This is a genomic window from Ensifer sp. D2-11, from assembly GCF_054161295.1.
The window spans coordinates 815542-840882 of the sequence record NZ_CP096434.1; the positions used below are offsets into that span (position 1 = coordinate 815542).

The window sequence follows — 25341 nt, forward strand, 5'->3', positions numbered from 1 at the left end:
TCGAGCCGGTGTCCTTTGCAGACCTGCACGCTCTCCGGAGCATGAGGATCAGGCTTTCATGATACGGTATATTCTCCAGCGCCTCTTCGGTATGATCGTCGTGATGTTCCTTGTCGTCACGATCGTCTTCGTGATCGTACGGGTGACGCCCGGCGATCCGGCAGCGGTCATGCTCGGGCCGGACGCCAGCGCCCAGGATATTGCGGAGCTGCGCATACGGCTGGGCCTCGACCGTTCGTTGGGCGTTCAATACATCTATTATATGGGGCAGCTGCTGAAGGGCGATCTCGGCCAATCGATCTTCCTCAATATGCCGGTCGCATCGGCCCTGCTCGAGCGGGCCGAGCCGACCTTTTTCCTTACGTTGTTCTCGCTGCTCATCGCCAGCGCCATCGCCTTGCCGATCGGGATCTATGCGGCCTATCGGCGTGGTTCGCTCTTCGACCAGGCAGCAACAGCGCTGGCGATGCTGGCTGCCAGCATTCCGAGCTTCTGGCTTGGCCTAATCATGATGCAGGTCTTTGCCGTCCGTCTCGATCTGTTCCCCGTGTCGGGCTACGGCGGACCGGGATCGACGTTTGCTGAGCGGATGTATCATCTGACGCTGCCGGCGTTTGCGCTTGGCATCGTCTCATCGGCGCTGGTCCTGCGCTTCACCCGCGCCTCGATGCTCGATGTACTCGGAGATGACTATATCCGGACTGCCCGCGCCAAGGGTCTGATCGAGTGGCGTGTCATCCTCAAGCATGCGTTGAAGAATGCGCTGGTCCCGATCCTCACGGTGATCGGCCTGACTGCGGCGGTTCTAGTCTCAGGCGCCGTCGTAACCGAGACCGTGTTCGGCCTGCCCGGCGTCGGCAACCTGGTGGTATCCGCCGTGCTCAGGCGCGATTATCCGGTCATCCAGGGAGCGTTGCTGGTCATTGCCGCACTCTATGTTCTGATCAATTTTGCCATCGACATGCTCTACCTGCTGGTCGATCCGAGGGTGCGTTACTGATGACAGCAATTGTCTCGAAACCGGCGCTCAGCGAGCGCAACAAATTCATCCGACGCCTGCTGAAGCGCAAGACCGTGGCCTTCGGACTGATCGTTTTGACGATCTTCGTGCTGCTTGCCATCCTTGCCCCGTTGATCGCGCCTTATTCGCCGTCAAAACTGTCCATCGTCAGCCGGTTGAAACCGCCGGGCGGCACGTTTGTCTTCGGTACCGATGAGTTCGGCCGCGACGTGTTTTCGCGGACCATCTATTCGGCGCGGCTGTCATTGCTGGTCGGCGCCGCCGTCGTGACATTGTCCGCGATCATCGGTGTGACGCTCGGGCTGATCGCCGGATTCTTCAAGCAATTCGATGCGCCGATCGCCCGGCTGATCGACGCGATGATGGCCTTTCCGGACATTCTTCTCGCCATCGCGCTTGTGGCCGCACTGGGGCCATCGCTGACCACCGTCATCATCGCGCTCAGCATCGTCTACGCGCCGCGCCTGGCGCGTATCGTCCGTGCGTCGACCCTGGTGATCCGCGAACTCCCCTATATCGAGGCCGCCCGGGCGCTTGGCATTTCGACGCGCCACATCATGACGCGGCATGTGCTGCGCAACCTGCTGTCGTCGATCCTCGTGCAGGCGACATTTCTCTTTGCCAACGCCATGCTGGCCGAAGCGGGACTTTCGTTTCTCGGGCTTGGCGTCAGTCCGGAAATCCCGACCTGGGGCACGATGATCTCCGCCGGCCGGCAGTATATCGGCCAAGCCGACTGGATGACGCTGTTTCCTGGCTTCGCCATCATTCTCTCCGTGCTGTCGCTGCAGATGGTTGGCGACGGATTGCGCGATCTTCTCGATCCAAGGCTTCGAAAGGACTTATGAAACATGTCTTATCGATATGAGGCGAAGGGGCCTGTGCTCCTCGCCAATGTCAAACCCATTGCCTTCGGCGCCAGCACACCAAACGGCACGATCGATATCCTGATCAATGCTGACGGGCGCATCGCCGAAGTCGGCCCGTCGCTTGCCGTATCCACTGAGGTGCAGCGCATCGATGGCAACGGCGCGTGGATCTCGGCCGGCTGGATCGATCTGCACGTGCACATCTGGCACGGCGGCACGGATATTTCCCTGCGCCCGTCCGAATGCGGCGCGGAGCGTGGCGTCACGACGCTTGTGGATGCCGGCTCTGCCGGCGAAGCCAATTTCCATGGTTTTCGCGAATATATCATCGAACCGTCGCGCGAGCGTATCAAGGCTTTCATCAATCTCGGCTCCATCGGTCTTGTCGCCTGCAACCGCGTGCCGGAACTCAGAAGCATTCAGGACATCAATCTCGACCGCATTCTTGAGGTCTACGCCGAAAACAGCGAGCATATCGTCGGCGTCAAGGTCCGAGCGAGCCACGTCATCACCGGATCCTGGGGCGTGACGCCGGTCAAGCTCGGAAAGAAAATCGCCAAGATCCTCAAGATACCGATGATGGTGCATGTCGGTGAACCCCCGGCGCTCTATGACGAAGTGCTGGAGATCCTCGGCCCAGGCGACATCGTCACCCATTGCTTCAACGGCAAGGCTGGCTCGAGCATCATGGAAGACGAGGATCTGTTCGATCTCGCCGAGCGATGTGCCGGCGACGGTATCCGGCTGGATATCGGCCATGGCGGGGCGTCCTTCTCGTTCAAGGTTGCCGAGGCGGCAATCAAGCGGGGTCTTCTGCCGTTCTCTATCTCGACCGATCTGCACGACCACTCGATGAACTTCCCGGTCTGGGATCTGGCGACGACCATGTCAAAACTGCTGGTGGTCGGCATGCCGTTCGACAAGGTGGTGGAGGCAGTTACTCAGGCGCCGGCGTCCGTTATCAAGCTGCCGATGGAAAACCGCCTCGCCGTTGGTGAGCGGGCCGATTTCACCATTTTCGATCTGGTCGATTCCGATATCGAGGCGACCGATTCGAATGGTGAGGTCTCGGTGCTCACCCGCATTTTCGAACCGCGCTATGCCATCATCGGCGCGGAAGCTGTGTCAGCCAGCCGCTATATCCCGCGCGCGCGAAAACTCGTGCGTCACAGCCACGGCTATTCATACCGTTAAGCCGGGGCCACTCTCATTTTTACAGGACACAGGAGTTCGCGTGAACAGTTCCACGGCAACCGCCGCCGACAGGACGGGTTCGCCTGCCGACCGGCTGACGTCGCTCGGCATCGTGTTGCCGCCCCCCCCGCCGCCGATAGCCAATTTCGTGACGCATGTGCGCGAAGGCAATCTGATCTATCTTTCCGGCCAGGGCCCGCGTGGGGCCGATGGTTTCATGCATACCGGCAAGGTGGGATCGGGCGGCGTCGATGTCGCCGATGCCTATAGCCACGCGCGACTGACAGGCATCAACCTGCTGGCCGTCCTGCAGGAGGCGCTGGGAGACCTTTCCCGGGTACGGCGCGTCGTCAAGCTGCTCGGCATGGTCAATGCGACACCAGACTTCGAGGATCATCCCGGCGTCATCAATGGGTGCTCGGATCTTTTCATCGAGGTCTTCGGCGATGCCGGGCAGCATGCCCGGTCCGCCGTCGGCTTCGGGTCGTTGCCCGGTAATATCACCGTCGAGATCGAAGCGATCGTCGCCCTGCACGGTTAAGAAAAAGCATGTCAGTGACCGCGCCAGCCCATCAGTTTTTCGATCCTGTCAGCGGAAGCGCGCGCATGCGAAGTGTAATGCGTTTCGTCGGAAAAGGCCTTCTGCTCCGGCAGAACGATCGAGATGGTCGCGACGCACCGGCCATCGCGATCGCAGATCGGCGATGCGATGCAGGCAACGGCATAGTCGGATTCGCCCGCCTGAATGGAAAGTCGCGTCTTCATCGCATCCACGGCCGCGGCAGACAGCTTGGCCGGATCGACATCGGCGCGTCCGGTCGGCGAGGAACGGGCGCATCGCCTGAAGAGCTCGAGCCGCTCATCGTCCGGCAGATGACCCACCAGAAGTCGGCCGGACGCGGTCCAGTTCAGCGGTACACGGGTTCCAACGCGCGAGGCGACCTGGAAATGGCTTGGACCTTCCGCCATCGCAAGCACCAGCATATGGTCGCCGTCACGGCCACAAAGCTGGACGGTTTCACCGACTTGGCGGCAGAGATCGTGCATTTCATGGGTGGCGACACTCATGAAATCCAGCGAGCGGGCATAGGCAAGACCGAAGTGGTAAAGCCGCGCTCCAAGCCAGATCAAGCCATCGGCACCGCGCGTCAAAAGGTTCTTTTCCACCAGATCATCGACGATCACGTAGACCGTGGAAAGCGGCGCGCCAATTGCCTTTGCAATAGCATAGGCACTACAGGGCGCGCCGGTCTCGTAGAGGTGATCAAGAACCTGCAGGGCCCGGTCAATGCCGCTGACCCGAGAGCGTTTTCCGCTTTTCACGCTGTCCTCATCGATCACGGAAATGGGGTGGATTTTGGCGTTCAAGACACGAACTCACATTATGATTTTGAACTGTTATTACATTGTAATGGCATAGCTGTCGATGATTGGAAGGCAATCCCCTCCGTTTTCGGCCGCAAAAATTTCGGAGAGCACAATGCCCAGTGAAGACATTCGCACATCCCTCGGACTGCGTCCGGTCATCAATGTTTCAGGCACGATGACAAGCCTGGGGGCATCGATCGTGGTTCCGGAAGCGATTGCCGCTATGACATCCATCCTGCCGCAATTCGTCGAGATGAATGACCTGCAGCGCAAGGCAAGTGCCGTGATCGCGCGGCTGACCGGCGGCGAAGCCGGTTTCGTGACGGCATCGTGCGCGGCAGGCATCACCCTTGCCGTTGCCGGAACGATCACCGGCAGCGATCTGCTCGCCATCGAGAAACTGCCCGGCGTCAGCACCGAAAAAAATGAGGTCCTTGTGCAGATGGGCCATATCGTCAGTTACGGCGCGCCGGTCGATCAGTCCATTCGTCTGGCGGGCGGCAAGACCGTGATGATCGGGCAAGCGACCTCGACCCATCGGTACCACATGGAGAACGCGATCGCGGAAAAGACGGCTGCGGCCCTTTACGTCGTCTCGCATCACGTCGTCGACTACGGCCTGTTGAAGCTGACGGAATTCGTGGAAATCGCCCACGCGAAATCAGTGCCCGTCATCGTTGATGCGGCATCGGAATACGATCTGCGTAGCTTTCTCGAGCAGGGAGCGGACATCGTGCTCTATTCCGGTCACAAATTTCTGGGCGGCCCGACTTCCGGCATCGTGGCTGGTAAGAAGGACCTCGTGCGCAACGCCTTCCTACAGAATATGGGGATTGGACGGGGCATGAAAGTCGGCAAGGAGAGCGTCTTCGGCCTCATGGCGGCCCTAGAAGCCTGGGAAAAGCGCGATCATGACGGTATCCGCGCCCGCGAGACCAGCTATCTCCATTTCTGGCGCGACACGCTGGAGAACCGACCAGGCGTCACAGCGCTGATCGAGCCCGATCCGACCGGCAATCCACTCGACAGGATGCGGGTGATCGTGAGCGCGCACGAAGCCCATATCACGGCGTGGGATCTTGCCGATGCGCTGGCGCGCGGTACGCCGCCTGTCATCGTGCGCGACCACGAGGTCGAGCATCACTACTTCTACCTCGATCCCTGCAACCTGCATCCGGGTCAGGAGACCATCGTTGCCAACCGTCTGGCCGAGGAACTCGACAAGGCCAGCGCCTCGAACGACATCATCGCCACACCGCTGGAAAACCGCAGCAAGCACCGTTTCGATGGCGCACTGCGCTGGCCGGATTGAACCCGACGGCTTAAACCGAAGAAGGATCCCGATATGGCAACTCTCCCCGCCCTACAAACAATACGCGTGCCGCCGATTTTGTCCGTGGAGAACCTGACGACGTCGTTCATCGTCGACGGGGCGTGGAGGTCCGTTGTGCGGGATATGTCGTTCACGGTAGCCCCTGGCGAGACCGTGGCGATCGTCGGAGAATCCGGCTCCGGCAAGAGCGTCACCTCGCTGTCGATCATGCGACTGCTCCAGGCCGATACCAGCCGCATCGCGGGAAGGGTCGTGCTCGACGGCCGTGATATTCTGCAACTGCCTGAGACCACCATGCGGCAGGTGCGCGGAAACGATGTTGCGATGATCTTTCAGGAGCCTATGACAAGCCTCAATCCGCTCTTCACTATCGGCGACCAGATCTCCGAAGCGCTTCTCTGCCACTCGCAGATGAGCAAGCGGGACGCCAGGGCCGAGACCATCCGGTTGTTGGAAAAGGTGCGCATTCCATCGGCCGCCTCCCGTTTCGATGAGTATCCGCACCGGTTTTCCGGTGGTATGCGCCAGCGCGTAATGATTGCCATGGCACTTGCCTCACGACCAAAGCTGCTGATTGCCGACGAGCCGACGACAGCACTTGACGTCACCATCCAGGGACAGATTCTCGATCTCATCAAAACGCTGCAGGAGGAAGAGGGAACCTCCGTGCTCTTCATCACGCACGATATGGGCGTCGTTGCCGAAATTGCCGACCGGACGGTGGTAATGTATCGCGGCGAGCAGGTGGAATCAGGCCCAACGAGCGATATCTTCTTCCGCGCCAGACACCCGTATACGCGTGCGCTTCTGTCCGCCGTTCCCGTCCTTGGCTCGATGGGCGGCAGGGATCGGCCTATGCGCTTCCCTGTCGTCGATACGGCGACCGGGCTCTCCGATATTCCGGTCGAGACGGCAGATAAGGTTGCACTCGGGAAACGCCCGGTGCTCGAAGTCAGGAACCTCACTAAGCATTTCGACATCCATTCCGGCCTGTTCAGCCGCTTGAGTGGCCGCGTCCATGCGGTCGAAAACGTTTCCTTCGACCTCCATGCCGGCGAAACTCTATCTCTGGTCGGTGAATCCGGTTGCGGTAAGTCGACGACCGGTCGTGCGATTATGCGCCTGATCGAGCCGCAGGCCGGCTCCGTTCTGGTGGATGGAACCGAGATCTTGACGCTTGATACAAGCGGAATGCGCGAGATTCGCAAGACCGTCCAGATGATCTTCCAGGATCCCTTCGCGAGCCTCAACCCACGCATGCCGATAGGTGCTGCAATCGCCGAACCCTATCTCGAACACGAGATGGGAACCGCCAAACAGGCACGTGATCTGGTGGCCGATCTCCTGGTCAAGGTCGGACTGACAGCCGACATGGCTTCGCGCTACCCGCATGAGTTTTCCGGCGGCCAGCGTCAGCGCATCTGTATAGCCCGGGCGCTGGCGCTCGATCCGAAGGTGATCGTCGCCGACGAGAGCGTCTCGGCTCTCGACGTTTCGATCAAGGCACAGGTGATCAATCTGCTGCTGGATTTGCAACAGAGCCTCAATCTTGCTTTCCTCTTCATTTCCCACGATATGGCCGTCGTCGAACGCGTCAGCCATCGCGTTGCAGTCATGTACCTTGGTGAAATCGTTGAAGTGGGCCCTCGCGCTGCGGTCTTCGGCAATCCGCAGCACGCATATACGAAGAAACTGATTTCCGCGGTGCCGGTCCCCGATCCGGATCGCCGCCGGGGAAAGGGCCATATCAGCAATGAGGAGATAAAAAGTCCGATCCGTCCGGTCGATTACAAGATTGTACCAATCCAGTACAATGAGGTTTCCCCCGGGCACTTTGTCGCCTCGTGATCTCAACGTGTTGATTGGCCCTCTCCTCGCATTAGGCTATTTCCCGAGGCTTCGTCTATGACGTGCCAGCTCGGAGTTCGAATGAGGTCCTTTGCCGCACGTCGGAATGCTACGGCTTCGGCACCGACCAATCCGCACTTCCGCTGCCGTTCGATCCGCGGCTGGAAGCCGACCTGCGCTGCAGGCTGCGGGGGTGACGGGTCTCACAGGTCACGATGACTTCGGCCGGAGCGTTCGAGGTTCATGAACCGCACCTGTGCACTGTTACAGAACCTACACGAAACTGACACTGCGCTTTCATGAAGCGCGGATATGGCAGGGTCATACCGATGACCGGTCTCCCCGAAAGAGGAACTGCTGCCAATGTTTCAGTTGAAGAACGTAACCCGCCAGTTCGGCAAGAAGACAGCCGTCAGCTCGGTTACCTTCGACATACCGCAGGGTCAGATGGTTGGCATTATCGGCCGCTCCGGCGCCGGCAAGTCGACACTCCTGCGCATGATAAACCGTCTCGTGGACCCCTCCTTCGGCTCGATCGAATTCGCCGGCGTACAGGTCTCCTCGCTCAAGGGGGCGGCTCTGCGCAAGTGGCAGCGCGACTGCGCGATGATCTTCCAGCAGTTCAATCTGGTGCCTCGCCTCGACGTGCTGACCAATGTTCTCCTCGGGCGGCTCAACCATCGATCCACCGTACTGAGCGTCCTCAACATGTTCAGCCGCGAAGAGCGCATCATGGCGATCGGTGCACTGGAGCGTCTGGGGATCGAACAGACCGCCCTTCAGCCGGCCGGCACGCTCTCGGGTGGGCAGCAGCAGCGCGTCGCAATCGCCCGCGCGCTGATGCAGCAGCCGAAGGTGCTGCTCGCCGATGAGCCGATCGCGTCGCTCGACCCGCTCAACGCCAAGATCGTGATGGACGCGCTGCGCGACATCAACGAGCGCGACGGCATCACCGTGATTACCAATCTGCATACGCTCGATACCGCGCGGAACTATTGCGAGCGGGTCATCGGCATGGCGCATGGCCGGGTCGTCTTCGACGGGCAGCCGAGGGATCTGACCGCCGCCGCGGTCGCGGCGGTCTATGGCGCGGAAACGGCGATCGAGGAGTCGATGACCTCGACCAGCATCAACATCCCCGCGGAACCCCCGCGGGAAACAGCATCGGCCGGCTTGAAGCCGCTGGCACTGGCCGGCCCTTAAGGTCCGCCGCGATCGAATGCCCGCGTCAAGGGCGCCTTTTCGAAACCGAGAAAGACCCCGGCGCGTCCGGGAAAACGGGAGAACGAACCCAATGCTTAAAAAAGCTCTTCTGAGCGCGGTCGCGCTTTTCGCCCTCGTCGGCCACGCACAGGCCGAAGACCTGAAGGAATTCCGCGTCGGCATCATCGGCGGCGAAAACGAAGCCGACCGCCTGCGCAACTATCAGTGCCTCGTCGATCAGCTCCCGGCAGCCATCGGCGTCGAGAAGGTCTCCCTCTTCCCGGCGGCCGACTATGACGGCGTGATCCAGGGCCTCCTCGGCGGCACGCTCGATTACGCCGAACTCGGCGCCTCCGGCTATGCCAAGATCTATCTCGCCAAGGCTGACGCGGTCGAGCCGATCCTGACGACCATCCAGACCGACGGCTCCACGGGCTATTATTCGATCATGGTCGCCCGCAAGGACTCGGGCATTACAAAGCTCGAAGACCTGAAGGGCAAGAAGCTCGGCTTCGCCGATCCGGACTCGACCTCGGGCTATCTCGTTCCCCTCGTCACCCTGCCGGAAGCGATCGGCGCGCCGGTCAAGGAATATTTCGGCGAGACCGGCTTCGGCGGCGGTCACGAGAACCTCGTGCTTGAAGTCGTGAAGGGCACCTTCGATGCCGGCACGACCTTCGGCTCGGGCGTCGGCGAGTTCAAGGACGGCTACACCTCGGGCAACCTGCGCAAGATGGTCGACAAAGGTATCGTCGACATGAACGACCTCGTCGAACTGTGGAAGTCGCCGCTGATCCCGAACGGCCCGATCGTCGTGCGCACCGCATTGAACGACGACATGAAGGCCAAGTTCAAGCAGTTCATGATGGATCTGCCGAAGACCGACGCCGCCTGCTTCTCCGCCATCCAGGGCGGCGACTTCACCGGTTTCGTCGAGGTCAACAGCGACTTCTACAAGCCGATCATCGACGCGCGCAAGGCGACGATCGGCGGCTGATCGCCGAACGCGCCATCCTGCGCCGGCCGCCAAGCTGCGGCCGGCGTTCGACTATCGGGCACCTGCAGCCGCCCGCTCCGGATCGTCTCGATCAAACGATCCCACTTTTTGAAACGACGCACTTCCTCTTCACGGAAGCGCTCTAGAGGCCGGCCCCCAGCCGGAAACCCAATGGCCACTTCCGTGTCTACACGGCACCTCAGCGAGAACGGCGCTCTTATCGAGCGTCACTGGCAGGAGCTCAACAATCGCCGGCGTCTCTATACCTGGCTCGGTCTCGCATTTCTCGCGTTGACGCTTTTCAGTTCGCTCTGGTTCGCGAACGAGTCGAACGCGGGCAAGTTCTTCGACCGGCTGCCGCACTTCTTCGATTTCGTCGGACATCTCATGCCGCGCGATCCGATAGAGATCGTTCGCGCCCTCTTCGACCTGCCTTCGCCCTATGACGACGGCAGTTTCAAATACAATTACCCGGATGGGCGCCTCTATGTGACCGAGAGCTTCTACGTCCCGGAATATGTTCACAAGATGCTGGAGACCGTGAACATCGCCATCTTTTCGACTGTCATCGGCGTCTTCTTCGGCTTCATCCTGTGCTTCCTCGCCGCGAAAAATCTGATGCCCAATCCCTGGATCAGGGGCATCGTACGCCGGCTGATGGAAATCCTGCGCGCCTTTCCGGAAGTCGTCATCGCCGGCTTTTTCCTGGCAATCCTTTCGCTTGGGCCTATTCCCGCCATCGCTGCGGTGTCGATCCACACGATCGGCGCGCTCGGCAAGCTGTTCTTCGAAGTGGTCGAGAATGCCGACATGAAACCGGAGGAAGGTCTGCGTGCCGTCGGCGCCAACTGGATCGAGCGGGTCTGGTTCGGCATGGTCCCCCAGGTGCTGCCCAATTTCACCAGCTATTTTCTGCTCCGGCTCGAAATCAACGTGCGCGCCTCGACGATCATCGGCGCCGTCGGCGGGGGCGGCATCGGGGAACTCCTGCGCCTGTCGATCGGCCAGGGGCATGAAGCGAAGACGCTCGCGATCGTCCTCCTGCTCTTCGCCACGATCTTCGCCGTCGATCAGTTCTCCGCCTGGCTTCGCCGCCGCCTCGTGGGCGACCAGGCCTTTCAGCTTGCGCAATAGGACCGCACCATGATTGCCTCGACAAACCTCGATGCGCGCGAAATGGAAGCTATCGCAGCGCGCCACCCGCATCTCCTGCAGTCGTCGGCCGCCAAGCGGCGCAGCACGGCACTGATAACGGCTGGCGTCGTTCTTTACATGATCTTCAGCTGGTGGTTCTTCTCGATCGGGCACGTGCTCGCCAATGCCAATTGGGGGATTGCCGGCACCTATCTCGCAGACTGGGTATCTTACGAAGTGCGGCCCGAGATCGCCGTCGCACCCGATGGAACGATGAGCGTGTCCTTCGGGCGCAATTCGCCGCTTGGAGACGATCCGAGCCCGGAATGGGTCACGCTCGAAAAGGAGACGGTGACGCGAACCGTCGCCGCTCCGGCGGCCGCGGCGCAAGTCCAGAAGCCAAAGACCGCCTCCTCGTTCAGCTTCATGGCGCCCAACGCGGCGCGCGGCGCCGACACGAATTCGACGCCGCAGGAAGATGCCGCCACAACCCGCACCGAAGAAGTCGTCACGCACGCCGTGGTGAAGTTCGATAGCTCCACGCGTATCGACGTCGCCGAAAAGCTGGTGACAGTCACACACTCGGGCGAGACGCTCGTGCTTCAGGTCGACGGCGCGGACAACGTGACGCCGGAAGGACCCCTTCCCTCCTGGGCGATCCAGAAGCGCCCGGGCGAGAAGGTGACGCTGTCCTTCGGCGCCACCGGCTGGGCCGAAGTGGAGGGCGACGAGATCTCCATCCGCAATCGCTTCTTCGGCTGGGTGAATTTCCTCTTCGACACCAACTCGCCCTTCTTCGGGAAGCCCTACAGCGAAGTCGCCTCCTTGATCGTTTCCGGAGAACGGATCGATCCGGCGCGCTCAAATCTCTCCCTTGCCTGGAACAACATCCTCTACAATGCGGAATGGCAGCATCTGGACGTGTGGACCAAGCTCCTGCAGACGATCGTCATGGCTTTCGTCGGAACGCTCTTCGCCTCCTTCATCGCCTTCCCGCTTTGCTTCCTCGCGGCGCGCAACATCACGCCGAGCCGCCTCACCAATCAGTTCGTGAAGCGTTTCTTCGATTTCCTGCGGTCGGTCGACATGTTCATCTGGGCGCTGTTCTTCACGCGCGCCTTCGGGCCCGGGCCGCTCGCGGGCATCTCGGCGATCTTCTTCACCGACACGGGCACGCTGGGCAAGCTTTACTCCGAAGCGCTCGAGAATATCGACGACAAGCAGCGTGAGGGCGTCAAATCGGTCGGCGCCGCGCCGGTCGCCGTGCAGCGCTTCGGCGTGCTGCCGCAGGTCCTGCCGGTCTTTGCCAGCCAGGCCCTCTATTTCTGGGAGTCGAACACGCGTTCGGCCACCATTATCGGCGCCGTCGGCGCCGGCGGGATCGGCCTAAAGCTGTGGGAGGCGATGCGCACAAATTCGGATTGGGAAAATGTCGCCTATATGGTGCTGCTGATCTTGATGGTCGTGTTCGTTTTCGACAGCATCTCCAATCTCTGCCGATCGCGCCTCATTGGCCGTACACACTAGAGCGGGATGAGGAAAAGTGTGCGGTTTTCCGCCCGCATCCCGCGTCTCAACTTCTTGGAATCGATCACGTTCATGTTTTTTGGGTCGACCCGACCTAGAATCATTGTGATCTAGAAACGGATCGGCCGATTCGGATAGTGACGAACTGATTCTGATAACTGGAGCGGGAGCAGGCGAAGCTGCAAACAATCCATCCCGCTCCGAACCGATTTGCGTTCTGAGCCGATGTCATCATGATGTTGTCATGCAAATCGGCTAGCTGCGCATTTCATCCCGCGAACCATCGACTCGGGGCAAACTGCGTCGAGGCGACTGATGAAGAAAGTGTGAACCCGTGCGCTATGCAATCTACTTCGCGCCGCCGTCCGATGACCGGCTGTCGCAGACCGCTTCGCGTTGGCTGGGACGCGACGCGTTCACCGGCGGCGCCCTGGACTGCCCGGAAAATCCGGGAATAGGACGTGAAGAGCAGATGGCATTGACGACCGAGCCCCGCCGTTACGGTTTCCACGGGACGCTGAAGGCACCCTTCGGGCTTAGCTCCAGCCGCCGTGAAGCCGACTTGATCGCGGCTTTCGACGAGTTCGCCGCGGAGATCGAGTCGTTCGAAGTGCCGGAGATCGTCCTGCATCAGATCGGCCCCTTCTTCGCGCTCGTCTCCGCCGAGCCTTGTCCGCCCCTGCAGCGCCTTGCGGAGCAGGCGGTTCGCCGTTTCGAGCCATTCCGGGCGCCGCTTTCGGAAGCCGATCTCGCCCGCCGCAATCCGGAGAGGCTTACGCAGCGGCAGCGCGAGTACCTGGCCGCATGGGGCTACCCATACGTCTTCGAGGAGTTCCAGTTCCATCTGACACTGACGGGGCCGGTGCCGGAAGAAATGCAGCGGCCCATGAGAATGGCGCTCGAAACGGTCTTCGCCGAATTCATCGGCAAGCCGCTTGCCGTCTCGACGATTGCGCTTTTCGCCGAAGAGCGCCGCAGCGCTCCTTTCACCATCCATTCCCTGCTGCCGCTTGGCGGCGCATCCGAACGAAAGATTGCATGACATGCCCAAAGAACAGGTTTTGACCAACGCCCGCATCGTTCTGGAGGACCGGATCCTCGACGGTTCGGTGCTGATCCGCGACGGCCGGATCGCCGACATCTCCGAAGGGGCGAGCGCCACGGGCGAGGATTTCGAGGGTGACTACCTGCTGCCCGGGCTGGTCGAACTGCACACCGACCATCTCGAGGCGCATTATTCTCCGCGCCCCGGGGTTCGCTGGCTGAAGATCGCGGCCATCCAGGCCCATGACGCCCAGGTCGTCACCTCCGGCATCACCACCGTCTTCGATTGTCTGCGCCTGGGCTCGGACGAGGACAGCGGCTTTCCGAAGGGCGAGATGCGCAGCATGGCCGATGCGCTCGCCCAGGCCAAGCAAGAGGGCCGTCTGCGGGCCGATCACCTGATCCATCTGCGCTGCGAAGTGTCGACCGCCGACGTGCTGGAGCACTATGAGGACTTCCGGAACGACCCGCAGGTCCGTCTGGTTTCGCTGATGGACCACGCGCCCGGGCAGCGCCAGTTCCAGACGATGGACCAGTACACGCTCTACTACAAAACCAAGCGCGGCCTTACCGACGATGCCTTCGCCGCATTCATCGAGCGTCAGCAGGCGCTCTCGGCCCGCTATGCGACACCGCATCGAAACGCGCTCGCAAAAGCCTGTGCCGAGCGCGGCATCACGGTCGCCAGCCACGACGATGCGACGGTCGAGCATGTCGAAGAATCGATCGGCTACGGCATTCGCCTTGCGGAGTTCCCGACAAGCTTCGAGGCGGCGGAAGCCTCGCACCGCGCAGGCCTCAGCGTATTGATGGGCGCGCCCAATATCGTCCGCGGCAAGTCACATTCCGGCAATATCGCCGCGCGCGATCTCGCGAAGCGCGGCGTCCTCGACGTGCTTTCTTCCGATTACGTTCCCTTCAGCCTGATCCATGCGCCTTTCATACTGGCAGACGAGGTCGAATCGATCGGCCTTCCCGAGGCCATTGCGATGGTGACGGCGACGCCCGCCCGCACAGTCGGGCTCGGAGATCGCGGGCGGATCGCCGTGGGGCTGCGCGCCGACATCGCGCGCGTTCGCCGGCCGGAGGGCATACCGGTCGTCCGCTCGGTCTGGCGCGAAGGACGGCGTGTCGCATGACCACCGCCGATCGAGTATCCGGAACGCTCATCGTCGTCGTCGGTCCGAGCGGTGCCGGGAAAGACAGCGTCATGGGCTTTGCCGCCCGCCATTTTGCGCCGCGGCCCGATATTCTCTTCGTCCGGCGGGCGATCACAAGACCGTCGGATGCAGGCGGCGAGGTGCACGAAAGTGTGTCCGACGCCGAATTCGAGGAGATGAGCCGGAGCGGCGCTTTCGCCGTTTCGTGGCAGGCGCATGGGTTGAGCTACGGCATCCCGGCAGAGATCGCCGAAAAGATCGCAACAGGCATGACCGCGATCGTAAACGGCAGCCGCGCCGCCCTCCCCGCCATTCGTCAGGCGTTCGGTACGATCGCGGTTGCGGTGATCACCGCCGAGCCGCCGGTGCTGGCGAAGCGGCTGGCGGAGCGCGGCCGGGAGAGCGAGGAAGACGTGCTCCGCCGCCTGACGCGGCAGGCACCCGACGTCATCGCCGATGCCGACGTGACGGTCATCGACAACAGCGGCAGGCTGGATGTGGCGGGCCGGCAATTCGTCGCGCTGGTCGAGCGGCACTCAGCTAGGCGCCATCACCCTGCCTGAAGAAGAGGCCGGCGGTTCGCAAACCTTTATCGCGCCTCGCCTTGTGCCAGGGCCTCCTCCTCTGCATCCTCGATCTTCCTGACCATGGGCAGGTCCACCGCGGCGGCGATAATGGAATCGAGGAGGCCGGGAAATCGGATGTCGAGATCGTCCCGCCGCAGCGTGATCAACCGGCTGGTACCGGAGACCTCGGTACGCGTGATGCCCGCCTCGCGCAGCTTGGCCAGATGATAGCTGATATTGGTCTTGGAGCCGAAATCCGTGAAGTTCAGGCACATGGTCGGCCGTCCGGCGCGGCGGGCGAGATAGCCCACGATCGCCAGGCGCGTCGGATCGCCGAGGGCCGCTAGGACATTGGACAGGGTGATCTGATCGGCGGTGGGATGCGGTAGGGTCATTGGATCAACGATTGGCAGTCTCGGCATATTGACACGGCTAGCAACCAAGTTCAATAGTTCAATATCTTTTGAACAAGCGGGGTCTCCCGATGGACAAGCGCATCATCTGGCTCGCCGTTGGCTCTTTCACGATGAGCACGGTCGGCTTCGTCTTTTCGAGCCTTCTGCCGTCGATCGCCGCCGACACGCACACGACCATTCCCCATGCGGGGCACCTGATCACGCTGTTCTCGCTTTCCTATGCCATCGGCGCGCCGCTGCTTTCGGCCCTGGCCGGCGCGGCGGACCGGCGTCGGCTGCTGGTGACTGCAATGCTCGTCTTCGTCGTCTGCAACTGCATCGCGGCGATGAGCGTCTCCTTCACCACGCTGCTCCTCGCCCAGATCGTGATGGGAATGGCAAGCGGACTGTTTGCCGCCACGGCGCAAGCGACGGCGGTTTCACTTGCAGGACCGGAGCACCGCGCATTGGCGATTTCAATCGTGGTGGGCGGTACCACATTCGCCGTGGCGCTCGGCGCGCCCCTCGGCGCGCTGATTGCCGCCTTCTGGGGATGGCGCGGCACGTTCGGGGCGGTCGCTCTGCTTGGGCTCACCTGCGCTGCCGTGCTCTGGCTGCGCCTGCCGCGGGGCCTCAGCGGAACGAAGCTGACAATGTCCGAGCGCTTCGGCGCCATCGGCCGTCCGGGCGTGGCCTCGTCGCTCATGGTGACGTTTCTGTATCTCACCGGCGGCTTCATGATCATCTCCTACCTCGCCCCGCTGGCGATCGACGGAGCCGGGCTTTCGCAACTGGCGCTGCCGGGGCTGTTGCTCGCCTTCGGGGTCGGCGCGGTGATCGGCAATCTCTCCAGCGGCTATCTGGCCGACCGGCTCGGCGCCACGCGCGTGGTGACGGCTTCGCTGATCTCCGCGCTCGCGGTCTCGCTGATGATCGCCTTCGGCCTGCACTTCCTCACGCGCGATCTCGCCGGCTTGCTGCTGATCGGCATAATGGTGCCATGGGGGATCGTAGGTTGGGCGTTTCCGCCGGCCCAGGCGAGCCGTATCGTCGGCTTCGCCCCGGAGGTTGCCCATTTGACCCTGTCGCTCAAGGCCTCGGCGATCTATCTCGGCATCGCGACCGGCACGGCGATCGGCGGACGGGTGCTCGAGAATACGGCTGCCGCGGATCTCGGCTTCTTCGCGGCACTGTTTCCGGTGGCTTCGCTCGCCGTCCTATATGCAGGACTGCGATCCCATCGGCGGCGCCTGGCGACTGCGGCGGCGGAATAGCTTCCCGCTTCCGCATAGTCGCCGACGCAGGCCAGACCTCAATTCTCTCGATAAGCCACGGACGGAAGTTCGGGGCTTTTCTGTGCCTGTTTCCGTGCTTCTGGCCGGCAGCTCCCACCGCGTTATCTCAGGGATCATATTTCTCACTTGTCATCGCCGGTATTATGTATATACATTATTGGCGAAGAAGGGCGGTACCTATGGACGGAAACGAAAACCCAAATCCTGCCAGAACCAGCCTCTGGCGCAATGCACGCCTTGCCACACTTCGTGAGGAGCTGGGCCCACTCGGGATCATCGAAGACGGCGTTATCGCCGTTCGCGGCGAGCGGATCGTCTATGCCGGTCCCGAAGCCGGTCTGCCTTCGGAGCTTGCTCGCGCCGACCAGGTCTTCGATTGCGAAGGCCGCTGGGTCACCCCGGCGCTGATCGACTGCCACACGCATATCGTTCATGGCGGCAACCGCGCCCGGGAGTTCCAGCTCCGCCTCGAAGGCGCGACCTATGAGGAGATCGCGCGTGCCGGAGGCGGCATCGCTTCGACCGTCGAGGCAACCAACGCCCTTTCCGTCGAGGCACTCGTGGAGGCCGCACTTCCACGGCTCGACACCCTTCTCGCCGAAGGCGTGTCCACCGTCGAGGTCAAGTCGGGCTACGGTCTCAACGTCGAGGCCGAACTCAAGATGCTGCGCGCCGCCCGCCGGCTGGAAAGCCTGCGCCCGGTGCGCATCGTCACCAGTTATCTCGCAGCCCATGCGACCCCGCCGGAATTTCGCGGACGCAACGGCGACTACATCGCCGAAGTCGTCCTGCCGGGCCTCACCGCAGCTCACGCCGAAGGGCTCGCCGACGCCGTCGACGGATTCTGTGAAGGCATAGCCTTTTCACCGGCGGAAATCGCTTCGGTCTTCGACAGGGCGAAGTCGCTCGGCCTGCCCGTGAAGCTTCACGCCGAACAGCTTTCCGATCTCGGCGGCGCGAAGCTCGCTGCTTCCTACGGCGCTCTCTCGGCCGACCACCTCGAATATCTCGACGCTGCGGGAGCCGCCGCCATGGCGAAGGCCGGTACGGTCGCCGTCCTCCTGCCCGGGGCTTTCTACACCCTCCGGGAAAAGCAGCTTCCGCCTGTCGAAGCACTCCGAGAAGCCGGAACGCGCATCGCCATCGCTACCGATTGCAACCCCGGCACTTCGCCGCTGACCTCGCTGCTCCTCACCTTGAACATGTCCGCGACGCTTTTCCGCCTGACGCTGGAGGAATGCCTCGCAGGCGTTACCCGTGAGGCCGCCCGTGCGCTCGGGATCCTCGGAGAGACCGGCACGATCGAAGCCGGCAAGTCTGCGGATCTTGCCATCTGGAACATCGATCAACCGGCGGAATTGATCTACCGCATCGGTTTCAATCCCCTTCGGGAGCGGATCTTCAAGGGTGAAAGGATTCTCCGATGACCGTCATTCTCAGGCCCGGCTCCGTTCCGCTCAGTGACCTCGAAACGATCTACTGGATCGGCGCACCGGCGCGCCTCGATGCCGCCTTCGATGCCGGCATTGCCAAGGCCGCAGCGCGGATCGCCGAGATCGTGGCGGGCAATGCGCCGGTCTACGGCATCAACACGGGCTTCGGCAAACTGGCCTCGATCAAGATCGACAGCTCCGACGTGGCGACGTTGCAGCGCAATCTGATCCTCTCGCACTGCTGCGGCGTGGGCCAGCCGCTCACGGAGAACATCGTGCGCCTGATCATGGCGCTCAAGCTGATCTCGCTCGGCCGCGGCGCCTCCGGCGTTCGGCTGGAGCTCGTCCGGCTGATCGAAGCGATGCTGGACAAAGGCGTGATCCCGCTCATTCCCGAAAAAGGCTCGGTCGGCGCTTCCGGCGACCTGGCGCCGCTTGCCCATATGGCCGCCGTGATGATGGGTCATGGCGAAGCCTTCTTTGCCGGCGAACGCATGAAAGGCGACGCTGCATTGAAGGCGGCGGGGCTCTCGCCGGTAACGCTTGCTGCCAAGGAAGGCCTGGCGCTGATCAACGGTACGCAGGTCTCCACGGCTCTCGCCCTTGCCGGGCTCTTCCGCGCGCACCGCGCCGGCCAGGCCGCCCTCATCACCGGCGCCCTTTCGACCGATGCGGCCATGGGCTCTTCCGCCCCCTTCCATCCGGATATCCACACGCTGCGCGGCCACAAAGGCCAGATCGACACGGCCGCCGCCTTGCGGCAGCTGCTGACCGGCTCCCCAATTCGCCAGAGCCATATCGAGGGCGACGAGCGGGTTCAGGACCCCTATTGCATCCGCTGCCAGCCGCAGGTCGATGGCGCCTGCCTCGATCTCCTGCGCTCCGTCGCAGCCACGTTGACGATCGAAGCCAATGCCGTCACCGACAATCCGCTGGTGCTTTCGGACAATTCCGTCGTTTCCGGAGGCAACTTCCATGCCGAACCGGTCGCATTTGCCGCCGACCAGATCGCGCTCGCGGTGTGCGAAATCGGCGCCATTTCCCAGCGCCGCATCGCCCTTCTGGTCGACCCTGCGCTCAGCTACGGCCTGCCGCCCTTTCTGGCCAAGAAGCCGGGCCTCAACTCCGGACTGATGATCGCCGAGGTCACTTCGGCGGCGCTGATGTCGGAAAACAAGCAGCTCTCCCATCCGGCCTCCGTCGACTCGACGCCGACCTCGGCGAACCAGGAAGACCACGTGTCCATGGCCTGCCACGGTGCGCGCCGGCTTTTGCAGATGACGGAAAACCTGTTTTCGATCATCGGCATCGAGGCGCTCGCCGCAGTGCAGGGCATCGAGTTCCGCGCCCCGCTCACCACCAGCCCGGAACTTCAAAAGGCTGCCGCAGCCGTGCGCAGCGTCTCCTCCAGTATCGAGGAAGACCGCTACATGGCCGACGACCTCAAGGCCGCGGGCGATCTCGTCGCGTCGGGCCGGTTGGCTGCCGCCGTCTCCGCGGGCATTCTTCCGAAACTGGAGAACTGACATGGCCGTCTTCGAAGTCCGGCAGGGCAGCTCGCCCGTCATCCTCGGCTTTCCGCACACGGGCACCGACGTGCCTGCCTCGATCCGGGAACGGCTCAACGACAATGGCCGCATCCTCGCCGACACGGACTGGCACATCCACGATCTCTACCAAGGTCTTCTGCCGGACGCGACCGCGGTTCGCGCGACCTTTCACCGCTACGTCATAGATGCCAATCGCGATCCTGCAGGCGTCAGCCTCTATCCCGGCCAGAACACCACCGGGCTCGTGCCCGAAACCGATTTCGATGGTCTGTCTATCTGGAAAGAAGGCAAAGGCCCAACGGAGGCCGACATAGCAGAGCGCCTGCGCGAATTCCATGCGCCCTATCACGCGGCGCTCGCCGCAGAGATCGCGCGTGTCAAGGCGATCCACGGCGTGGCCGTGCTTTACGATTGCCATTCTATCCGCTCGCATATTCCCTTCCTCTTCGAAGGCCGGCTGCCGGACTTCAATATCGGCACCGATATGGGAAAGACCTGCGCCACTGAAATTGAACGGGCAGCCGCAGAAATCGCAGCCGGAGCAGACGGTTACAGCCATATCCTCAATGGCCGTTTCAAGGGTGGGTGGACGACCCGTCACTATGGCCGCCCGGAACAGGGCGTGCACGCGATCCAGATGGAACTGGCGCAATCGACGCATCTGGCGACGGAAGCACCGCCCTTCGCTTTGGACAGGGCGAAAGCCGACAGGCTACGCCGTCCGCTGAAAGCCATTCTGGAACGCATCGAAACAGTCGCTAAAGAGCTCAAAAGGACAGGGAGCGAGGCATGAACATGAACAATCCGCGCCACAATATTCGCGAAGTGCGCAGCCCGCGCGGCACCGAGATCAGCGCCAAGAGCTGGCTGACGGAAGCGCCGCTCCGCATGCTGATGAACAATCTCGACCCTGATGTCGCCGAAAATCCGCACGAGCTCGTCGTCTATGGCGGCATCGGCCGCGCAGCCCGCACCTGGGCCGATTTCGACCGCATCGTCGCGGCACTGAAGGACCTCAACGAAGACGAGACCCTCCTCGTCCAGTCCGGCAAGCCGGTCGGCGTCTTCCGCACGCACAGGGACGCTCCGCGCGTGCTGATCGCCAACTCCAATCTCGTGCCGCACTGGGCGACCTGGGATCATTTCAACGAGCTGGATAAGAAGGGTCTTGCCATGTACGGCCAGATGACCGCCGGCTCGTGGATCTATATCGGCACGCAAGGCATCGTCCAGGGCACCTATGAGACCTTCGTCGAGGCCGGCCGCCAGCATTACGGCGGCAACCTGAAAGGCAAGTGGATCCTGACGGGCGGCCTCGGCGGCATGGGTGGTGCCCAGCCGCTCGCCGCCGTCATGGCCGGCGCCTGCTGCCTCGCCGTCGAATGCAACCCGGACTCGATCGATTTCCGCCTGCGCACCCGGTATCTCGATGAGAAGGCCGAGACGCTCGAAGAAGCCATGGAAACGATCGAGCGCTGGACGAAAGCCGGCGAGGCGAAATCGGTCGGCCTGCTCGGCAATGCAGCCGATATCCTCCCGGAAATGGTCCGTCGCGGCATCCGCCCCGATATGGTCACGGACCAGACCTCGGCGCATGATCCGATCAACGGCTATCTGCCGAAGGGCTGGACGATGGCCGAATGGAAGGCCAAGCGCGAGAGCGACCCGAAGGCTGTCGAGAAGGCCGCCCGCGCCTCGATGCGCGACCATGTCGAGGCGATGCTCGCCTTCTGGGATTCCGGCGTCCCGACCCTCGACTACGGCAACAACATCCGCCAGGTGGCCAAGGACGAAGGTCTCGAGCGCGCCTTCGATTTCCCCGGCTTCGTGCCGGCCTATATCCGTCCGCTGTTCTGCAGGGGCATCGGCCCGTTCCGTTGGGCGGCGCTCTCCGGCGATCCGGAAGACATTTACAAGACCGACCGGAAGGTGAAGGAGCTGCTGCCGGACAACAAGCACCTGCACAACTGGCTCGACATGGCGCGCGAGCGCATCGCTTTCCAGGGCCTGCCCGCACGCATCTGCTGGGTCGGACTCGGCGATCGTCACCGCCTCGGCCTCGCCTTCAATGAAATGGTGCGCAGCGGCGAACTGAAGGCCCCCATCGTCATCGGCCGCGATCACCTCGATTCCGGCTCCGTCGCCTCGCCGAACCGCGAGACCGAGGCGATGAAGGACGGCTCCGACGCGGTCTCCGACTGGCCGCTGCTGAACGCGCTTCTCAACACCGCCTCCGGCGCAACCTGGGTGTCGCTGCACCACGGCGGCGGCGTCGGCATGGGCTTCTCGCAGCATTCCGGCATGGTGATCTGCTGCGACGGTACGGACGATGCGGCGCGCCGCATCGAACGGGTCCTGTGGAACGACCCGGCAACGGGCGTCATGCGCCACGCCGATGCAGGCTATGACATTGCGGTAGACTGCGCTCGTGAAAAGGGCCTGCGCCTGCCGGGCATATTGGGCGAGTGATCTTGGTCGCTATGCAGTTTCAGTGAACACAGTCAGTACCGCACCCCTCCGCCCCAATCCCTGTGCTCGTCACAGGGATGGGGAGCAGCGCCGCGTCTGCGGCGCGGAAGAGCCTTTCCAGCCCAAGAACTTGGGCTGGCTCGATTCCTGTGACAGGCACAGGAATGAGGGGTGGTTGAAGATGAGGCCGAGCAGCATCTGTCTTCTTCAGGACGCAGACGCTTTTCCTCGGGGGTCGCCATCCAGGAAAAGCAACAGCAAGAGCCCGGCGACGCCCGCAAGCGAGCTTAGAAGCGCGGTTCCCGAATAGTCGCTGATGCGCGTTCCGAGCGCAAAAAGAGCGGCGCCGAATCCCGCGCCCAGGAAGACGTTCACCGAAATCAGCGAACTGCCCAGACCGGGCCGGTCCGCGATCAGTTCCTGCAGATAGGTGATCGGGATGCTGATCAGCGCCGCTGCGCCGAAAGCGCTGATGAGCGTCAACGCATAAATGTGCCAGCGCTCGGTCGAAAGCCCGAGCAGGGCCATGTTCACGACATAGATTGCCGTGCCGAGCGCAAGCGCATCGATATGGCTGAGCCGGTACTGGATACGTCCCCAGACCACGATGAACACCACCTCCAGAAAAGCGACGATACCGACGATGATGCCGATGTCGCTCACCTTGCCGCCGGCTGCGCCGGTGACGATCAGCGGCAACACCGCCGCAGTGACGTGCAGCATTGACGAGATCAGGGCGATGGCGAGCAGCCGCGCCAGAACGCGCAGCGAGAATATCTCGCCGAAGGACGCGAGAAACGAGAGGCGTTTGCCCAAAGCACCGTCCACGCCCGTCTTTTCCGGCAGCAGCCGCAGGACAAGCACGAAATTGGCGAGACAGCCGAGGCTTGCCAGAAGATAGGCCGGCAGCATGCTGCCGCGCGCCGACAGCACCAATCCGACCAGTCCGGGAACCAATACCCAGGAAAGCGATATGGCTGCACGAATGCCGGAATTGACGGCAGCCGCATGCCTGCCGCCCATGTCTTTCGCAGCCGTGCGGACATAGGCGAAGAGCAGCGGATTGAGTGCGCCGTGAACGGGCAACAGCATGAGGGCCGCAAGTACGAAGCTTCCCTTCGTCGGCAGCAGATAAACCGACCCGTAACCGACAACCCCGCAGAGAATGACCGCCAGCATCAGCGTCCGGTAATTGCCGACGCGGTCGGCGACGATGCCGACAGCCACGCTGACCGCAACATTGACCAGTGCCGCTGCGAAGATCAGCGCCGAATAGAACCCGTCGCTCAATCCCAGTTCGGTGATGCCGACGACCGATTGGTAGGGCGACGTCGCGGCCCCCGAAAAGCCGAACAGAACGATGGCGATCATGCTTGTCCGGATGACCGGATTGCGCATGGCGATCAACAGCGGGGAAGACATGAGGGGGCAAAGTCCGCGGAAGGGGAACGTCTTGACGAAACCCGCCCGGAGACTCGGGGCGGGTCTACAATCTCAGGTCCAGCGAGCGGACAGGCTGGCGCTGGGGTGAAACTCGAAATCGCGGTCGAAGGGGAAGATCGGCCGCTGCCGGTGCAGGCTTTCCAGCTTCTCGATATCCTGATTGACGACGCCGTTCGTCAGCGCCATCAGGTTCGGATTGGCGATCGGCGCAAGCTCCGGCGAGAGATAACCGGACTTGACGACGAGCAGCCGCGCGGTCCCCGGGTGGAGATCGAGGCGGGCAAAGTCCTCTATGTTATGATAGGGGCGGCGTCGCGCCGACAACACGACCACTATGCCCCCGACCTGAACCACCGCCTGCCGCTCGGCAACCGGTCCCGGATCATCCAGACGCACCACTTTGGCCTCGACCTCTGCGGACGGGCTCGACGGGTCGAGACTGCCGCCGATCCGCAACGTCAGCGTTCCGCCCGCGCCGGTCAGGAAACAGGCTTCGACGGCCGGCCGATCGGCAATGCCGGCGATCAACGCATCGCGCCAGCCACGCTCGAGAAGTGCAATCAACACATCCGCCCGGTCACCGACGCCGCCACCCGTGGGGTTGTCGCCGGAATCGGCGAGGATTACGGGCGCCGTGGTCGCCCGCTCGGCGATGTCGAGCATGTCGGCCAGCGATCCGGTGAGCGATCCGAAATGAAAGTTGTCCCTTTGCTGCCAATAGTTTGCAGCGATTTCCTCAGCCGCCTTCGAAGCAGTGGCCTTGTCCGAGCCGGTGACGACGGAGCAGGCGGTCGCTCTGGGCTCGTCGGCCCAGACGTAGCCCACCATCAGATTGGCGTCGAGGATGCCGGGCCGCTTGTCGAATTCAGGCAGGACGCGATAGAGGCTCGCCGCCGGCTCGTCCTCCGTCGAAGTACGTTCTCCGGGAAGGAGAAGCGGCACCCGTGCCCAGGCGACACCGGGTCGCTTCCTGGAACGAAGCGCCTCCACCAGCATCGACCATGCGCGCACCATGGTCTCGCGCGTATCGATATGCGGCGCGGTCCGGTAGGCCGCGAAGATATCGATCTGATCGATGATCCGCTGACTGACATTGCCATGGAGATCATAGCTGACGGCAAGCGGGCAATCGGGGCCGATGACGGCGCGGGCGGCGGAGATCCAGTCGCCCTCGGCGTCGTCCATCCCGTCGACCTTGATCGCGCCGTGCATGGCGAGATAGAGCCCGTCGAGAGGGAGCGCGGCTTTCAGCCGCGCCAGGAACTCGGTCTTGAAGGCGTCATAGGCCGGGCGCGAAACGGGGCCGCCGGGGACGGCCCGTGCATGCAGGAGCGGAAGGTGGTTTATCCCTTCGGCACTCAGGAAGCCGAAATAATCCGACCACAAGAGGTCCTCTCCCCTCAACACCCCGAAATCTTCGACCGTCATCAATACGGGCGAATAGGTGCTGCATTCCGTATGGATTCCACCGACGGCGACACGCATGGCTCAA

General features: G+C 62.5%; 22 protein-coding genes. 18 read left to right on the forward strand and 4 right to left on the reverse strand.

The window, feature by feature from the left end:
* The first annotated feature begins 58 nt into the window (after nucleotides 1-58).
* From M1D34_RS20930 to M1D34_RS20945, 4 genes are read left to right on the forward strand one after another with little or no spacing between them, the layout of a single operon-like run.
* Nucleotides 59-1000, forward strand: coding sequence for an ABC transporter permease (locus M1D34_RS20930; protein ID WP_498784192.1), 942 nt, complete (start codon nucleotides 59-61; stop codon nucleotides 998-1000).
* Nucleotides 1000-1869, forward strand: coding sequence for an ABC transporter permease (locus tag M1D34_RS20935; RefSeq protein WP_498784194.1), 870 nt, complete (start codon nucleotides 1000-1002; stop codon nucleotides 1867-1869). Before M1D34_RS20930 ends, M1D34_RS20935 begins: the two co-directional genes overlap by 1 nt.
* Nucleotides 1870-1872: 3 nt before the next feature.
* Nucleotides 1873-3084, forward strand: coding sequence for an amidohydrolase/deacetylase family metallohydrolase (locus M1D34_RS20940; RefSeq protein ID WP_498784196.1), 1212 nt, complete (start codon nucleotides 1873-1875; stop codon nucleotides 3082-3084).
* Between the two features lie 40 nt (nucleotides 3085-3124).
* The gene (locus tag M1D34_RS20945; protein ID WP_498784198.1) at nucleotides 3125-3625 is read left to right on the forward strand and encodes a RidA family protein; all 501 of its coding nucleotides are present in this window, start codon (nucleotides 3125-3127) and stop codon (nucleotides 3623-3625) included.
* A gap of 11 nt (nucleotides 3626-3636) precedes the next feature.
* Here the strand turns inward: M1D34_RS20945 and M1D34_RS20950 are convergent, their stop codons facing one another.
* On the reverse strand, nucleotides 3637-4452 hold the full coding sequence (locus tag M1D34_RS20950; RefSeq protein WP_498784199.1) for an IclR family transcriptional regulator: 816 nt from the start codon (nucleotides 4450-4452) through the stop codon (nucleotides 3637-3639).
* Between the two features lie 112 nt (nucleotides 4453-4564).
* Between M1D34_RS20950 and M1D34_RS20955 the strand changes: the two genes are divergently transcribed.
* From M1D34_RS20955 to phnN, 9 genes are all read left to right on the forward strand, one after another.
* Nucleotides 4565-5764, forward strand: a complete 1200-nt coding sequence (locus tag M1D34_RS20955) for an aminotransferase class V-fold PLP-dependent enzyme (protein WP_498784201.1) — start codon at nucleotides 4565-4567, stop codon at nucleotides 5762-5764.
* A 33-nt stretch (nucleotides 5765-5797) separates the two neighbouring features.
* Nucleotides 5798-7633, forward strand: coding sequence for an ABC transporter ATP-binding protein (locus M1D34_RS20960; RefSeq protein WP_498784203.1), 1836 nt, complete (start codon nucleotides 5798-5800; stop codon nucleotides 7631-7633).
* 363 nt (nucleotides 7634-7996) lie between these two features.
* Nucleotides 7997-8836: a phosphonate ABC transporter ATP-binding protein gene (gene phnC / locus M1D34_RS20965; RefSeq protein ID WP_498784205.1), complete on the forward strand. Its 840-nt coding sequence runs from the start codon at nucleotides 7997-7999 to the stop codon at nucleotides 8834-8836.
* Between the two features lie 91 nt (nucleotides 8837-8927).
* The gene (phnD, locus tag M1D34_RS20970; RefSeq protein WP_498784207.1) at nucleotides 8928-9833 is read left to right on the forward strand and encodes a phosphonate ABC transporter substrate-binding protein; all 906 of its coding nucleotides are present in this window, start codon (nucleotides 8928-8930) and stop codon (nucleotides 9831-9833) included.
* Nucleotides 9834-10004: 171 nt separating this feature from the next.
* On the forward strand, nucleotides 10005-10967 hold the full coding sequence (gene phnE / locus M1D34_RS20975; RefSeq protein WP_248448914.1) for a phosphonate ABC transporter, permease protein PhnE: 963 nt from the start codon (nucleotides 10005-10007) through the stop codon (nucleotides 10965-10967).
* A 9-nt stretch (nucleotides 10968-10976) separates the two neighbouring features.
* Nucleotides 10977-12494 (forward strand): phosphonate ABC transporter, permease protein PhnE, encoded by a 1518-nt coding sequence (phnE, locus tag M1D34_RS20980; protein ID WP_498784209.1) that lies wholly within the window; start codon nucleotides 10977-10979, stop codon nucleotides 12492-12494.
* Between the two features lie 334 nt (nucleotides 12495-12828).
* Entirely contained in the window at nucleotides 12829-13536 is a 708-nt protein-coding gene (locus M1D34_RS20985) for a DUF1045 domain-containing protein (RefSeq protein ID WP_498784211.1), read from the forward strand.
* A gap of 1 nt (nucleotide 13537) precedes the next feature.
* On the forward strand, nucleotides 13538-14677 hold the full coding sequence (locus tag M1D34_RS20990) for an alpha-D-ribose 1-methylphosphonate 5-triphosphate diphosphatase (RefSeq protein WP_498784213.1): 1140 nt from the start codon (nucleotides 13538-13540) through the stop codon (nucleotides 14675-14677).
* Complete coding sequence (gene phnN / locus M1D34_RS20995) at nucleotides 14674-15261, forward strand: phosphonate metabolism protein/1,5-bisphosphokinase (PRPP-forming) PhnN (RefSeq protein ID WP_498784215.1); 588 nt, start codon at nucleotides 14674-14676, stop codon at nucleotides 15259-15261. The genes M1D34_RS20990 and phnN overlap by 4 nt, the downstream gene beginning before the upstream one ends.
* Nucleotides 15262-15287: 26 nt before the next feature.
* On the opposite strand, the gene M1D34_RS21000 is transcribed toward phnN, so the two are convergent.
* Complete coding sequence (locus M1D34_RS21000) at nucleotides 15288-15659, reverse strand: ArsR/SmtB family transcription factor (protein ID WP_498784217.1); 372 nt, start codon at nucleotides 15657-15659, stop codon at nucleotides 15288-15290.
* A gap of 89 nt (nucleotides 15660-15748) precedes the next feature.
* Between M1D34_RS21000 and M1D34_RS21005 the strand changes: the two genes are divergently transcribed.
* The 5 genes from M1D34_RS21005 (at nucleotide 15749) to hutU (ending at nucleotide 22406) form a co-directional block, all read left to right on the forward strand.
* A complete protein-coding gene (locus M1D34_RS21005) occupies nucleotides 15749-16933 on the forward strand; it encodes an MFS transporter (RefSeq protein WP_498784219.1) in 1185 nt (394 codons plus the stop codon).
* Between the two features lie 200 nt (nucleotides 16934-17133).
* A complete protein-coding gene (gene hutI, locus M1D34_RS21010) occupies nucleotides 17134-18381 on the forward strand; it encodes an imidazolonepropionase (RefSeq protein WP_013850714.1) in 1248 nt (415 codons plus the stop codon).
* Complete coding sequence (gene hutH / locus M1D34_RS21015) at nucleotides 18378-19913, forward strand: histidine ammonia-lyase (RefSeq protein WP_498784221.1); 1536 nt, start codon at nucleotides 18378-18380, stop codon at nucleotides 19911-19913. The genes hutI and hutH overlap by 4 nt, the downstream gene beginning before the upstream one ends.
* 1 nt (nucleotide 19914) lies before the next feature.
* The gene (gene hutG / locus M1D34_RS21020) at nucleotides 19915-20730 is read left to right on the forward strand and encodes an N-formylglutamate deformylase (RefSeq protein ID WP_498784223.1); all 816 of its coding nucleotides are present in this window, start codon (nucleotides 19915-19917) and stop codon (nucleotides 20728-20730) included.
* A gap of 2 nt (nucleotides 20731-20732) precedes the next feature.
* Complete coding sequence (gene hutU, locus M1D34_RS21025; protein WP_498784324.1) at nucleotides 20733-22406, forward strand: urocanate hydratase; 1674 nt, start codon at nucleotides 20733-20735, stop codon at nucleotides 22404-22406.
* 207 nt (nucleotides 22407-22613) lie between these two features.
* On the opposite strand, the gene M1D34_RS21030 is transcribed toward hutU, so the two are convergent.
* Complete coding sequence (locus M1D34_RS21030) at nucleotides 22614-23828, reverse strand: MFS transporter (protein ID WP_498784225.1); 1215 nt, start codon at nucleotides 23826-23828, stop codon at nucleotides 22614-22616.
* 72 nt (nucleotides 23829-23900) lie between these two features.
* Nucleotides 23901-25334, reverse strand: coding sequence for a M81 family metallopeptidase (locus M1D34_RS21035; protein WP_498784227.1), 1434 nt, complete (start codon nucleotides 25332-25334; stop codon nucleotides 23901-23903).
* Nucleotides 25335-25341: the final 7 nt, after the last annotated feature.